General features: G+C 60.6%; 10 protein-coding genes. 5 read left to right on the forward strand and 5 right to left on the reverse strand.

Translation table 11 applies throughout. The features are described 5' to 3' along the window. Nucleotides 1–21 precede the first annotated feature (21 nt). The 5 genes from ISN74_RS17330 to rsgA all read right to left on the reverse strand — a co-directional run bounded on the left by ISN74_RS17330 (nucleotide 22) and on the right by rsgA (nucleotide 6064). Nucleotides 22–327, reverse strand: coding sequence for a recombinase-like helix-turn-helix domain-containing protein (locus ISN74_RS17330; RefSeq protein ID WP_188800405.1), 306 nt, complete (start codon nucleotides 325–327; stop codon nucleotides 22–24). Next, nucleotides 324–662: a Rieske (2Fe-2S) protein gene (locus ISN74_RS17335; protein WP_188800406.1), complete on the reverse strand. Its 339-nt coding sequence runs from the start codon at nucleotides 660–662 to the stop codon at nucleotides 324–326. The genes ISN74_RS17330 and ISN74_RS17335 overlap by 4 nt, the downstream gene beginning before the upstream one ends. Before the next feature lie 602 nt (nucleotides 663–1264). Further along, nucleotides 1265–3550, reverse strand: coding sequence for an NADP-dependent malic enzyme (locus ISN74_RS17340; protein ID WP_188800407.1), 2286 nt, complete (start codon nucleotides 3548–3550; stop codon nucleotides 1265–1267). Between the two features lie 159 nt (nucleotides 3551–3709). Beyond that, on the reverse strand, nucleotides 3710–4984 hold the full coding sequence (locus ISN74_RS17345; protein ID WP_188800408.1) for a peptidase MATCAP family protein: 1275 nt from the start codon (nucleotides 4982–4984) through the stop codon (nucleotides 3710–3712). A 24-nt stretch (nucleotides 4985–5008) separates the two neighbouring features. Further along, a complete protein-coding gene (gene rsgA / locus ISN74_RS17350; protein ID WP_188800409.1) occupies nucleotides 5009–6064 on the reverse strand; it encodes a ribosome small subunit-dependent GTPase A in 1056 nt (351 codons plus the stop codon). A 232-nt stretch (nucleotides 6065–6296) separates the two neighbouring features. On the opposite strand from rsgA, the gene ISN74_RS17355 reads away from it, so the two are divergent. The 5 genes from ISN74_RS17355 (at nucleotide 6297) to ISN74_RS17375 (ending at nucleotide 13867) form a co-directional block, all read left to right on the forward strand. Continuing rightward, complete coding sequence (locus tag ISN74_RS17355; RefSeq protein ID WP_188800410.1) at nucleotides 6297–7541, forward strand: aminotransferase class I/II-fold pyridoxal phosphate-dependent enzyme; 1245 nt, start codon at nucleotides 6297–6299, stop codon at nucleotides 7539–7541. Nucleotides 7542–7545: 4 nt separating this feature from the next. Further along, nucleotides 7546–8181 carry an SGNH/GDSL hydrolase family protein gene (locus tag ISN74_RS17360; protein WP_188800411.1) on the forward strand — a complete coding sequence of 212 codons (636 nt, stop codon included), beginning with the start codon at nucleotides 7546–7548 and terminating at the stop codon, nucleotides 8179–8181. A 129-nt stretch (nucleotides 8182–8310) separates the two neighbouring features. Then, a complete protein-coding gene (locus ISN74_RS17365; RefSeq protein WP_188800412.1) occupies nucleotides 8311–9168 on the forward strand; it encodes a UDP-2,3-diacylglucosamine diphosphatase in 858 nt (285 codons plus the stop codon). A gap of 111 nt (nucleotides 9169–9279) precedes the next feature. Next, nucleotides 9280–10203, forward strand: coding sequence for a Grx4 family monothiol glutaredoxin (gene grxD / locus ISN74_RS17370; RefSeq protein ID WP_188800413.1), 924 nt, complete (start codon nucleotides 9280–9282; stop codon nucleotides 10201–10203). A 616-nt stretch (nucleotides 10204–10819) separates the two neighbouring features. Then, a complete protein-coding gene (locus ISN74_RS17375) occupies nucleotides 10820–13867 on the forward strand; it encodes a TonB-dependent receptor domain-containing protein (RefSeq protein ID WP_188800414.1) in 3048 nt (1015 codons plus the stop codon). Nucleotides 13868–13963 lie beyond the last annotated feature (96 nt).

Here is a 13963-nt window from a genome sequence, read left to right on the forward strand (position 1 = left end):
TCCTCCAGATTCCCTTCGCGATCAGTAGCCAAGGCTTGCCATGGCCGAGCAGAACGAGCTTTCCGTCCATGCGTGGCCACTGTGATCGTGCATGCCGAGTGCATTGAGTCGTGCGACTACGTCGCTCAGTTCCAACGCACCTTGTCCGAATACTTGCTCCAGCGCCTCGACAAGCTGCTGCTCGTATTCGCTGGGTTCGCGTGCACGGGTCTGCCAGACCATGTTTTCCCATTGACCGACGGCTTCGATCGAACCGGCACCTGGCGTCGACACTGGCGTCTGGCGCTGCCAAGTTTTGAGATACGTATTGAATGCTTGCTGCGTCATGCGGCTGCCTCTTCCTTGGCTTGCAATGCGGCGGTATCGATCTGCACATCATCGCCGTGCAAACGCAATGGATAGGTCAGCAGATCCCGTCCACCTGGTTCGCGTAGACAGCGACCGCTGCGGATGTCGAATACGGCCTCGTGCAACGGGCACTCGACCTTGCCATCTTCCACGAAGCCTTGGCTCAACAGGGCGTAGGCATGCGGGCAAACGTTTTCGATAGCGAAATAATCACCATCGACCAGGAAAACACCGATTTCTTTACCAGCGACTTTCACGCCAAATGGGTATTCCTCACGCACTTGCGATCTGCTGCAAATCGTCTCCCAACTCATGTACGCCCCTTCAATGTTCGATGCACATATTTCACTGGTGAAACTTCGTTATCACGACAGAAACTTGAGCTGACGTTATGCCGCCCATGGATAAATGTGCAAGCGAATAAGTGGACAAAAATGGTCGCGAAAGCAGAACATCGTGATGAACACAAACATGGCAAGAACGAAATGTTCACAATGTTTCGTTGCAACACACGTGCGAAGAAAGATGACGAATGACCTCCGTGAATGCACCGTACAGAGCCGCTACAACGCATTACCGCTACGCAACAGCATGTCGAAAAAACATGCAAGACTGCCGGCAGATATCACAAGAACTGCAAGTGTTAGATTACGACCTCTGAGAATACGACCTAATCATTTAGCATCAAATGACTTACATATCGCTCAACATTCACTGAGGAATGAATTAAGTTTTCCCTGCAAAAGAACAGGGAAGTTCGGGACGAAGCGGCGCAAAGCACCCGATTTCGGCAAAACTTAGCCAAGACGAATCTACAATGTGGTGGCAGTTGTCGAAAGACGCGCAAAAGAAAAGCCGGCGAAGTACCGCCGGCTTGCGTCTTCAACATTAGCCGCACCAAATGCGGTGCAGTGCCTTAATCCTTTTCGAGCTGTCCGCGGATTTGCGCATCAACGGCTGCAATGGCGGTCATATTCACTACGCGCCGCACCGTGGACGACGGCGTGAGAATGTGTGCAGGCTTGTCCACGCCCATCAGGATTGGCCCAATCGCCACACCATCGGTCATCACGCGCACGAGGTTGTAGGCAATGTTGGCGGCGTCGAGATTGGGCATCACGTACAGATTGGCGCGGCCACTCAGTGTGGTGTTCGGGAAGATGCGCTGACGCAACGCTTCGTCCCACGCTGTATCGGCCTGCATTTCACCATCAACCTCTAGCTTTGGCGCACGTGCCTTGAGGATCTTGTAGACCTCACGCATCTTGGCTGCGCTGGCATTCTCGTGGCTGCCATAGTTGGAATGCGACAACAAAGCCACCTTGGGCTCGATACCGAACAGCTTGAGGCGATACGTCGCCTGCAGCGTGGCCTCGGCAATCTGCTCGGCGCTGGGGTCGCACTGCACATGAGTATCCAGGAAGAACCAGGTGCCCTTGTCGTTGATCACGCCGCTCATCGCCGATGTGCACGACACACCCGGATCCAGGCCGAACACGCTACGGATGTAACCCAGTTTCTTGTGGTAACGACCGACCAGACCGGAAATCATTGCATCGGCCTCGCCGCGCTCCACCATGATCGCCGCGATCAGGGTGGGACGTGAACGCAGCAGATTTTTCGCCGCCGCCGGCGAGACCCCGCGGCGCTCGGTCAGCGCGTGATAATGCTGCCAATATTCGTTAAAGCGCGGATCGTCGTTGATGTTGGTCAGTTCGAAATCGACACCTGCGCGCATGCGCAGGCCCATACGCTGGATTCGCGTCTCGATCACGTCCGGACGGCCGATCAGGATCGGGTAAGCGAGCTTTTCATCGATCACCGTTTGCACGGCGCGCAGTACGGTTTCTTCCTCGCCTTCGGCGTACACCACGCGCTTGCGGTCGGTGCGTGCACGCTCGTAGATCGGCTTCATGATGTAGCCGGTGCGGTAAATGAACTGCGCCAGCTTCTCGATGTACGCGTTCATGTCCGTGATCGGACGCGTAGCCACGCCCGACTCCATCGCGGCCACGGCAACGGCCGGAGCCAGCATCACCAGCAGGCGCGGATCAAATGGACGCGGAATCAGGTACTCCGCACCGAAGGTCGGCGGGTCGCCGGCGTATGCGCTGGCAAGATCGCCGGACTCCATCTGGGCCAGCGCGGCGATGGCGTGCACGCAAGCCAGCTTCATGGCTTCATTGATGCCGGTAGCGCCTACATCCAGCGCACCGCGGAAGATGTAGGGGAAGCACAGCGCGTTATTGACCTGGTTCGGGTAATCCGAGCGGCCGGTGGCGATGATGCAATCCGGGCGAACCTTCTTGGCGTCTTCCGGCAGGATTTCGGGGTTGGGATTGGCCAGGGCGAGGATGATCGGCTTGTCCGCCATGCTCGCAACCATCTCTGGCTTGAGCACGCCTCCGGCCGACAGACCCAGGAAGATGTCCGCACCTTCAACGATTTCAGCCAGCGTGCGCGCCTTGGTGTCGCGCGCATAGCGCTGCTTGTCCGGATCCATCTGATCGCGACCGGTGTAGAGCACACCTTCGCGATCGAACGCCAGGATGTGCTCAGGCTTCAAGCCCAGCGCGACCAACATGTCCAGACAGGCAATGCCTGCTGCACCGGCACCGGCTGTGGCCAGCTTCACGTCTTCGATGTTCTTGCCGACCACTTTGAGCGCATTGACGATGGCGGCGCCAACGATGATCGCGGTGCCGTGCTGATCATCGTGGAAAACCGGGATCTTCATCCGCTCGCGCAGCTTGCGCTCGACGATGAAGCACTCCGGCGCCTTGATGTCTTCCAGGTTGATACCGCCGAAGGTGGGCTCCATCGCGGCGATGATGTCCACCAGCTTGTCCGGATCGCGCTCGGCCAGTTCGATATCGAACACGTCGATACCGGCGAACTTCTGGAACAACACGCCCTTGCCTTCCATCACCGGCTTGCCGGCCAGCGGACCGATGTCACCCAGGCCCAGCACCGCGGTGCCGTTGGTGATCACCGCCACCAGATTGGAGCGCGCGGTGTATTCGCTGGCGCTCTGCGGATCTTCCACGATCGCCTCGCAGGCATAGGCCACACCCGGCGAGTACGCCAGCGACAGATCACGCTGGGTGATCAGCGAGGTGGTCGGCGAGACCTTGATCTTGCCGGGGCGCGGCAGGCGGTGGTAGTCGAGTGCGGCTTTGCGGAAGTCGTCAGAATGGGCCATCGGATGCGATGCAACGGTTCGGAAGTGGGAAAAATGGGCTGCCATGAGGCAATGGCAGGCATGGTAGCACCCGGGTGCCCGCCCTTTACCGCCCGCGTATGTAGGCGACTGGCTTCGTATAGCGTCGATTTAGCGCTCGCGATCTCGGATTGAGAATGGCTACACGCCGATGGACAGCGACTCCGCTTCCACCTTCGACATGCGGATGCGGTTGATAAACAACGAAAACGCCAACTTCCCAGCCAGCCCGTGAACGTGCTGCATCCACGGCGGCAGCCAGCGGGGCGCAGCCAGCACGCCGGAGATGAAATGCGGCTCCAGGCTCATGACATCGTGCAAGGTCAGCTTGCCGGCGAACAGATAGCGCAATAGATCCAGGCGCCGCTCCTTCAGTGCCCAGCGGAAGAAGGTATGCACATCCAGCAGGCCGGACAGGTAAACGTTGTCCTTGGCGAAGGCTGCACCACCGGTCAGCGGTACACCACGAAACACGCGTTGCGCGGAATGGAAGCTGTCCCCGACCGACTGCCCACACCGATTGAAGAAGCGATAGACCTCGACGAAGTCCGCACCATTGAGTGCCATGTCGATGGCAAGAATACGCAAGCTGATGCGCTTGAGCCGGGCGATATCGATCGCACCCGACATCAGCTCGGCAAACACCGCCAGGCCCTCCTGCGTGGCGGTGACGCGCGGCGAGGTCCGTGCCAGCGAGGCCAGCAGCGGCTGTTCGCGTCCATTCAGGGCTGTGAGCGAATGCACGTAGGCTTCGTGATTGAGCAACTGGTGTCGGTCGTACTGGCTGAAGCGCGTGCCACCGCGCAGCCGGATACGCGTCGCGCCTGCCGCTGCCTTGGCGGTGAGATCGTTATCGATTTCAACCGCGATCTTGCCCGTACCGAAGAAGTCATCCAACACCTTGGCCAGATCGGCGCGCAACACTTCGGAAGAGATGTTGGCGGTGATGTCATCGTCGTGCAGGTCTGCACCAAGCTCGTCGGACAGCTCCACGAAGTAACGCGCCGCGTCCAGGTTGCTGCGATCGCTGCCGGGTATCGCATCGCCAGGCTTGCCATACAACTGGATGGAGGGCGCGGTGACGCCTTCGGTGCCGACGGCTTCCAGCATCTCCGCGGCAATCCGCCAGGACTCCGCGGTACGGCGCAGGTAGTCACCCAGTGGATCGTCGTTGCCCGCCTCGCTTTCGATGGCGGCTAGTTCCTTGCGCACCTCTGAAAGATCAGGCGTTTTGTAGCTGACTTCGGGCAAGGCGTATTGACCCTTGCCGTACTCCTCGATCATCCGGTCTTCCAGCGATGCCGGCCAGCTCACGGTGGCGAGGATGTTGATGCCGCGCACCGCCGCCAGCAGGCGTTTGTCGAGTACGGCGTAGGGTTCCAGGCCGGCAGGAATCGCTTCGACTGGTGTGCTCATAATGGGTAGAACCTGTTCAGGGTCTTACTCCCGTTCGCGCGAACCGCGCGGTCCGTGCGACTTCACCACTGGCCGGGCGCCACGCTGACGACGCAGCCTGGATTCCAGCATGGTGGCCTGCTCTTCGCGTTCGTCGCGCAGCTTCAAGTAATTGCGCCAGCGTTCGGCGGAAAGCTCGCCATCGTGCAAGGCTTCCTGCACCGCGCAGCCGGGTTCGCTGCCGTGACCGCAATCGGCAAAGCGGCAGTTTTCCGCCAGCGTTTCGATGTCGGCGAACAGGTCCAGGTTTTCCTCGCCGGTGAGCTTCAGCTCGCGCATGCCGGGGGTATCGATCAGACAACCGCCGCTAGGCAACTGCAGCAGCGCACGGTAGGTGGTGGTGTGACGGCCGCGGCTGTCATGGCTGCGGACGGCCCCGGTCGCCATGCGCTCGCTGCCCAATAGCGTGTTGGTCAGGGTCGATTTGCCCGCGCCGGACGAACCCACCAGCACGGCGCTGTCGCCCAGCTTGAGGTAAGCCAGTAGCGCCGCCACGCTGGCCGGATCCTTGCCATTGATGGGATGGATCGGCGTAGCCGTGGGCAGGCGCGAACGCAGCTCCGCCACACGGGCTTCGGCGTCGTCGCGTTGGTCAAGCTTGCTCAGGATGACCACCGGCTGTGCACCGGAGCCTTCGGTCAGGGACAAGTAGCGTTCGATGCGGGCAGGATTGAAGTCGCCATCCAGTCCCGTCAGCACCAGCACATAGTCAATGTTGGTGGCGATCACCTGGCGCTCGTAGCGCTCGCCTGCCGCGGCGCGCGACAGCACCGTACGGCGCGGCTGCACGGTAAGGATGTGCGGTGGCTTGCCGGGCTCGACCTCCACGAAATCGCCCACCGCCGGCCGCTCGGCCGGATCCAGGCTGCGCTTAAGGAAATGGCCGGCAGGCTGAGCACCGAAGGTCTGGCTGCCGTCGTGCAACTCATAGCCAGCACGGTGCTGTGCCACCACCCGTGCCAATCGCCGTCCGTCACCTGGAAGGGCGTCGCCCCGCCAGCCGATATGGCGGAGCTGTTCGATGGTCTGGGCGTCGCTCATGGGGTTCGATTATGCCGGTAGGAATGGGGAACGGGGAATGGATAGTCGTTCCTGACGCTCGCGCCTTGCCGGAGTGAACCGGTAACCGCGGACATTCCTGCACGGCCGCCACTTGCAATCCGTCCCTCTTTTTCGCCCGATTTGGCCCCCACAGCGCCCGCACACGCTGCTAGCATCCTTCCAGAACCGGCGCTAAGCCGGGTTTTCCCCGAAGAAAAAGAGGACTCCACCGTTGGCCCCGATCAAACCCAGCGCGCATCTGAACGAGGTGCGTTACGAAATCCGCGGTGCACTTACCCGTCGTGCACGCGAACTGGAAGCGGCTGGCCTGCCGATCATCAAGCTCAATATCGGCAATCCCGCCCGCTATGGCTTCACCGTGCCGGATCATTTGCGCGAAACCATCGCCGCACACCTGCACGAAAGCGAAGCCTATGGTCACGAGCAGGGCCTGGAAGAAGCGCGCGAAGCCATCGCCACGCAGCAGCGTGGACGTGGCGCGCAGCACGTGGAAGTGGAGCGCATTTTCATCGGCAACGGTGTCAGCGAGCTGATCGACCTGAGCTTGCGCGCACTGTTGCAGCCCGGTGATGAGGTGCTGCTGCCCAGCCCGGATTATCCGCTGTGGAGCGCCGCCACCATTCTCAATGGCGGCGTACCGCGCTACTACCGCTGTCTGGCCGAAAACCGGCACATGCCGGAGCCGGAAGAAATCGAATCGCTGATCACTCCGCGCACGCGTGCGCTGGTGCTGGTCAATCCGAACAATCCGACCGGCGCAGTCTATCCGCGCGCTTTGCTGGAACAGATCGTCGCCATCGCCGCACGTCATCGTCTGTTGCTGTTGTGCGACGAAATCTATGACGAGATTCTCTACGACGGCACTCTCTTCCAGCCGATCGCGGAAGTTGCCGGGAATACGCCGTGCATCAGTTTTGGCGGCCTGAGCAAGGTGCATCGCGCCTGCGGTTATCGCGTGGGCTGGCTGAGCCTTTCGGGTGATCCGGCGCGCACACGCGACTACCGCGACGCGCTGCAATTGCTGGCTGCACTGCGCCTGTGTGCGAATGTCACCGCGCAATGGGCGGTGATTCCTGCCTTGCAGGATGCGCCAACCATCGGCGCACTCACCTCGCCTGGCGGACGCCTGTACGAAGCACGCAAGGCCGTGATGGAAGGTGTCGCCGCCAGCGATTACCTGGATCTGGTCACGCCGGGTGGTGCGCTGTACGCGTTCCCACGCGTGCGCAGCGACCGCATCGCCAATTTCAGCGACGACGCGTTTGCCTTGCGTCTACTGGAAGAAGAATCGGTGCTCGTGGTGCCGGGCTCCAGCTTCAACGTTCCCACCAGCCGTCATGTACGACTGACTCTGCTGCCGCAACCTTCGCAACTGCACGAGGTGTTCCAGCGCATGGAGCGTGTACTGGAGCGCATGGCCAGCGAACAGACCTCACGCACCGCTGCGATCGCTTAGATCCATGTCGCCACGCTACCTGGCCCTGGGTGACTCTTACACGATTGGCGAGGATGTGCCGGCGCATGCGCGCTGGCCGATGCAACTGGCGGACAAGCTGCGCGCACAAGGCATCGCGATCGGCGATCCGAAAATCGTGGCGGTCACGGGTTGGACCACTGACGAATTGTCGGCGGGTATGGATCAGGCCAGCCTGGTGCCGGGTCACGACCTCGTCACTTTGCTGATCGGGGTCAACAACCAGTATCGCGGGCGCCCGGCAAAACAATACCGGGACGAGTTCCGGGCGCTGTTGCTGCGCGCCATCACACTGGCCGGCCACCGCCCTGCCAACGTGGTGGTGGTTTCCATTCCGGACTGGGGCGTGACGCCATTCGGCCATGCCAGTGGGCGCGATCTGCTGCAGATCGCGCACGAACTGGACGTATTTAACCTGATCGCACGCGAGGAAGCCGCCCACGCCGGCGCCCGTTTCGTGAACATCACCAGCATTTCCCGCGAGCATCCATGGCTGGTGGCCAACGACGGGCTGCATCCGTCTGCCGCCCAATATGCGCTGTGGACCGAAGCCATCGAACCGATCGTCCGCACCGCGCTGCGGGAAAGCCGCGAAGCGGAATGTGCCAGTCCGGACGCCTGATTCGAGCGGTTCACACCCAAATTTCACCACTTCCGGCGTTTTGGCAACCTCCCTGCAACCTTTTCGCCATCACCCGGTGACGTTGCAGCATGAGACTGGGGACCCGGCAACCTACCGGGGACAGACGCCATGGCCATCCTTCGCTGCCGAAGCGTTTTCATATCCGATGTTCACCTGGGCACGCCTGATTGCAAGGCGGCCTACCTGCTGGATTTCCTGCGCAACCTGCAGTGCCAGAAACTGTATCTGGTGGGCGACATCATCGACCTCGAATCCCTGAGCCGCCGCCGATGGTGGCACCAGGACCACGGAACCGTGATCGCCGAAGTGCTGGACATGGCGCGTCGCGGGATCGAAGTGACCTACATTCCCGGCAACCACGACGCGGCACTACGCGGACTGGTCGGGCAATCCATCTGCGGCGTGCGCATCGAATTGGACGCGATCCACGTCGGCGCCGACGGACGCCGCTACCGCGTCAGCCACGGTGACGAATACGATCCCGAGCAGATCGGCCGCAGCTGGATGCTGCATATCGGCGAGGCCATGCACCGCTTCATCTGCTGGGGCAATCGCCGCGTCAATGCCTGGCGCCGCCGCATGGCGCTGCCCTACCTCCCGCTGTCGATCATCGTGAAATCGCACATCGGCAAGGCGCTCGCCTATATCCGCGCCTACGAAGAACGCGTCGCCGCCGATGCCCGCGAACGCGGCATGGACGGTCACATCTGCGGCCATATCCATTACGGTCAGGTGCGCACCATCGATGGCGTGCTCTACCTCAACGACGGCGACTGGGTGGAACACTGCACGGCCCTGGTCGAGGACGAGATCGGCGCCATGGAGCTGATCCACTGGAGCGAACAACCCACCGCGCTGGGACGTGCCAGCCGCGAACTGGTACTTCCCTCTCCCACCGCCGCCCTCGCCCTGGCTCCGCTGGCCCGTCGCAAGCGCGACCTGGACGAACTGCGCCCGGCCGCCTGAGGCCTTGCTCCTCCCCCGCAAGCGGGGAAGGAGCAAGGACCAGCCTTGAACCCACCCAACCCGCCTGCATATGTAGGGCGATACAATGCCGTTCTTTATCGGAGCCCCTACATGTCCCTCGACAGCGCCACCCGCGAACGAATCGAAAGCCTGCTCAAAGACCACCGCGTGGTGTTGTTCATGAAGGGCACCCGCCAGCAGCCGATGTGCGGTTTCTCTGCCGCCGCCACCAATACCCTGAACGAGCTGCTGCCTGACTACCACACGGTCAACGTGCTGGAAGATCCGGATATCCGCGAAGGCATCAAGGCGTTCGGTAACTGGCCGACGATTCCGCAGCTGTATGTCGACGGCGAACTGGTCGGCGGTGCCGACATCATTCGCCAGATGTACGGCAGCGGCGAGCTGCATCAGCTGTTCGGCGCTGCCGCGCCTGACCGCACGCCGCCGGAAATCACCATCACCGACAAGGCTGCCGAAGCGATCCGCCAGGGCACGGCCAGTGCGCAGGGCATGGCGCTGCATCTGGAAATCGGCCCGGATCACAGCGCGGGCTTCCAGCTTGCTCCAGGCAGCGAACATGACATCGTGGTGGTCGCCAACGGCATTGAAGTGCATTTTGATCCGGCCAGCGCGCAGCGCGCCAAAGGCATCGTGATCGACTGGGTGTCCACGATGCAGGGCGAAGGTCTGAGCCTGAAGTTTCCCGGCGCTACCGAACTGAAATCGATGAGCGTGCAGGAGCTCAAGCAGCGCTTGGCCAAGGGCGACATCACCCTGATCGACGTGCGTCCGGCGCAAGGCCGCATGATGGCCTCGCCACTGCCGCAGGCCCGCGTACTGGAAGAAGAAGGCTATGCCGCCCTCGCCGCCCTGCCCAAGGACACCGCGCTGGCTTTCATCTGCCATCACGGCATTTCCAGTCGCAGTGCCGCCGAGCGCTTCATCGCGCATGGCTTCAGCAACGTCTACAGCGTCGACGGTGGCATGGATGCGTGGGCTGCCGAGATAGATTCGAGCGTTCCGCGCTACTGAGCCAAATCTCATGGCGGTTTGCCGCAAAAAGCCCGGGGTTAACGCCCCGGGCTTTTTTATGTCCGACGGGTCGGTCTGCCCGAGTGCCTCCGGACCTTGGCGCTTGCCGCCCACCTGGCACAGCAAGAAATCACGAAAAAATGACGTATCCGTTTAAGCTCCATTAAGCAAAAACTTGCGGATTGTCTCCTCGTTTTTCTCCTTCTGCTGCTCCATCAGACCCTCGCCACTCATCTCCGCGAGCTAAATTCTTCAATTATTTTAGCTAGATAAAATAACAATCCCCTCGCCGCCCGTCTCGCAAGCGAGCAACGTGCCAATCACCCTTTCGCAAAAATTTGCAGCAATTCCGTAAGGATTGCGTAAGGAATGATCATTCCGTAAGTTCGTACGTGTCCAGTCACCTTGGCTTTGCCGCGTGATCGGTCACTCGGGTGTGGGGATACCCGCTCGAATCGGGGGAGTAGGTCATCCATGAAGGGATCGCAGGACGGGGCTGAGGCCCCGCGCCAGGCTTTGCCGTGGGCGACAAACCGATTCGATGAAAGTCCCTGACGCAACAACTCGTGCACGTCGTTGTTTTGGCCCATCAGGCCCTCTGGGGAGACTTTGAATAATGAACAAGCGTGACCAGATCGGCGCCGGTTACTACCGTCGCCATTCTCTTGCCGTAGCCCTTGCATTGAGCTTGGGTTTCACCGGGGTGGCCTTCGCGCAGTCCACGACCAGTACGTTCTTCGGCGAAGCGCCGGTCGGTGATTCGGTGACGGTAACCAGCCAGACCGGCCTTACCCGTGAAGCGCCGGTCGACAGCACCGGTCGCTATCGCATCGCCAACATGCCCGTCGGCAGCTACACCGTCCAGCTCAAGAAAGACGGCACCGTGGTGGAAACCCGCGACAACGTGACGCTGAACGTGGGCGTCAACACGGAAGTGTCTTTCCTGACCAAGACATTGAACACCGTGACGGTCAACGCCAACGCGACACCTCAGATCGATGTGGCCTCCGTGGATTCACGCTCAGTGATCACGTCCCAGGATCTGCAGCGTCTGCCGCTCGCTCGCACCGCCGAAGGCATTGCGCTGCTGGCGCCGGGCGTCGTGCAAGCGAGTGGTTACTTCAACAACGCACTCTCATTCGGTGGTGGCAGCGCTACCGAGAACGCGTATTACATCAACGGTTTCAGCAGCTCCGATCCGCTGTCCAACATGGGCGGCGTGGGTCTGCCTTACGGATCCATCGACCAGCAGGAAACCTACATCGGCGGTTACAGCGCGAAGTACGGCCGCTCCGATGGTGGCGTGATCAACCAGATCGGTAAGCGTGGCACGAATGAGTGGCACTTCGGCGGGCAGATGATCTGGGAGCCGCGTTTCATGGAGTCCTCTCCGGTGAATCGCTACTACCCCAACATGGCGCTGCCTTCGGGCTATAGCTATGCCGACGCTTCGCTGCCAGGCTCGCTCTATCAGTATCGCAAGCAAGACAAGCAGTGGCGCACGGTTTACGACGCCTACGTGGGCGGGCCGTTGATCAAGGACAAGCTGTTCTTCTTCCTGTCGGCCGAAGCAGAAAAGGTCGAAGGACGCAGCACCAATAATATCGATGCGGCGCAAGAGGCTTACCTCAAGTACACCAACAAGCTGCAGAAGTTTTACGGCAAGGTGGATTGGAATATCACCGACAACCACGTGTTGGAACTGACGCACATCGTCAACAAGCAACCGGCGTCCGCGGGAGCCACCAATCCGACCCAGCCGAGCTCGGGCCAGTATTACGCCTTCGATTACAGCAATCTCGGTTCCGGCGGCCCATTGGGCTTGTATCCGACCAATTCGAAGGACTCGACCACCCTCGATATCGTCAAGTACACCGGCTATATCACGCAGGACCTGACCGTCAGCGCCACCTACGGCCACAGCAAGGTGGAGAACTTCACCCAATTGCCCGGCCTGGACCCCAACGATCCGTACATCTACAACCCCAACTTCGAGAATCCTGCGTACACCGGTGGCACGCCGGTTACCAACAGCACCACCACCAACCAGATCGGATCGCCGAACGCCCAGAGCAGAACGCATGGCCTGCGCGTGGACGTCGACTATCACCTGGGCAGCCACGATCTATCCGTGGGTATCGACAACATGTATTTCGCCGGCAAGGATCAGGGCGTCATCACCCCTGGCCCAGGCTATTACTGGCGTTATTTCCAGACCCCGTATCCGAATAATCCCATCGTCCCCGGCGTCGTTCCTGCACCCGGCGAGGAATACTATGCGCGCAAGCGCACCTTCACCACGGCCACCAGCATGTCGGTGGCGCAGAAGGCTTATTACCTGGAAGACAAGTGGCAGGTGACCGATCGCTGGCTGCTCGACATCGGCCTTCGCAACGACAAATTCACCAACTACAACAGTGACAACCAGCCGTACGTTCGCAGTGGCAATCAGTGGGCGCCACGCCTGGGGGCGAGCTGGGATGTGTTCGGTGATTCCAGTCTGAAGCTGTATGCCAATCTGGGCCGCTATTACTTGGCGCTGCCGGACAGCGTAGCCATCCGCGGTGCCTCAGCCTCCACATACACGGATCAGTACTTCACCTACACCGGCATCAATCCGACCACCGCAGAGCCCACCGGACTGACATCGCTCGCGCCTCCGTATTCTTCCAATCACGAATACGGCCAGGCACCCGATCCAAGAACGGTCACCGCAACCGACCTGCGCTCGGAATATCAGGACGAGTTGATCCTTGGTTTCGACAAAGCCCTGGGTGACAGCTGGACCACCGGCGCCAAATTCATGCTGCGCAGACTGGAAAGCGCTATCGACGATGTCTGCGACATGGATGCCCTGGCAACCAAGATGCAGTCCATGGGTCTGAACCCGGACTTGTACAACGTCTACCAGCCAGGCTGCCGTCTGTTCAACCCGGGCAGCAGCAACAACTTCCTGGTGTCGCGCCTTGATGGCTCTGGTTATACCAATGTCACCATGAGCACATCCGACTGGGGTTTCACCGACGGTGCCAAACGCAAGTACTACGCTCTGAATGCCTACCTGGAGCATCCGTTCAATGGCAAATGGCAGGCACGCGTTGACTACACGTTCTCGCGCAGCTACGGCAATACCGAGGGTCAGGTGCGCTCGGACATCGGCCAAACCGACGTCAGCAAGACCGAGGACTGGGACTTCGCTTCACTCATGGTGAACAGCAACGGTGTGCTGTTCAATGATCGCACGCATACCGTGAAGGCCTATGGCGCCTATGCCATTACGCCAGAATGGATGATTTCCGGACGCATTCTGCTGCAATCGGGTGCGCCGAAGAGCTGCGTTGGTTACTACGGCCCGCAGATGGATGACCCTTCGGGTTACGGTTCTTCTTACCACTTCTGCTTTGGCGAGCCATCGGCTCCGGGAGCGATGGGCCGTATGCCGTGGACCCAGCGCTTGGATTTGGGTGTGACCTACCGTCCGATGTTCGCCGAGCAAAAACTGGCCTTCGGTCTGGATGTATTCAACGTGCTCAATCGCCAGGCTCCGACCCAGTGGAGCTCCACCAGCGAAAACTCGCCAGGTGCGGTGTCCAACACCTACGGCCTGGGCATGTACTACAGCCAGCCGCGTTATGTCAGGTTGTCGGTGTCTTACGACTACTAAGTCCGCGCCAAGGGGGCCATCTTTCCGGTGGCTCTCTTTTCGTTCCCACCCAGATCATCAAGCGGGGATGGCGCGAAGCCGACGAAGGCGGCAATC

The organism is Dyella caseinilytica (assembly GCF_016865235.1).
In the GTDB taxonomy this organism is placed as follows: domain Bacteria; phylum Pseudomonadota; class Gammaproteobacteria; order Xanthomonadales; family Rhodanobacteraceae; genus Dyella_B; species Dyella_B caseinilytica.

Bases quoted from the DNA above. Each gene is read 5' to 3' on its own strand.
- ISN74_RS17330 (WP_188800405.1), bottom strand. From the start codon at position 327: ATGACGCAGCAAGCATTCAATACGTATCTCAAAACTTGGCAGCGCCAG.
- ISN74_RS17335 (WP_188800406.1), bottom strand. From the start codon at position 662: ATGAGTTGGGAGACGATTTGCAGCAGATCGCAAGTGCGTGAGGAATAC.
- ISN74_RS17340 (WP_188800407.1), bottom strand. From the start codon at position 3,550: ATGGCCCATTCTGACGACTTCCGCAAAGCCGCACTCGACTACCACCGC.
- ISN74_RS17345 (WP_188800408.1), bottom strand. From the start codon at position 4,984: ATGAGCACACCAGTCGAAGCGATTCCTGCCGGCCTGGAACCCTACGCC.
- rsgA (WP_188800409.1), bottom strand. From the start codon at position 6,064: ATGAGCGACGCCCAGACCATCGAACAGCTCCGCCATATCGGCTGGCGG.
- ISN74_RS17360 (WP_188800411.1), top strand. From the start codon at position 7,546: ATGTCGCCACGCTACCTGGCCCTGGGTGACTCTTACACGATTGGCGAG.
- ISN74_RS17365 (WP_188800412.1), top strand. From the start codon at position 8,311: ATGGCCATCCTTCGCTGCCGAAGCGTTTTCATATCCGATGTTCACCTG.
- grxD (WP_188800413.1), top strand. From the start codon at position 9,280: ATGTCCCTCGACAGCGCCACCCGCGAACGAATCGAAAGCCTGCTCAAA.
- ISN74_RS17375 (WP_188800414.1), top strand. From the start codon at position 10,820: ATGAACAAGCGTGACCAGATCGGCGCCGGTTACTACCGTCGCCATTCT.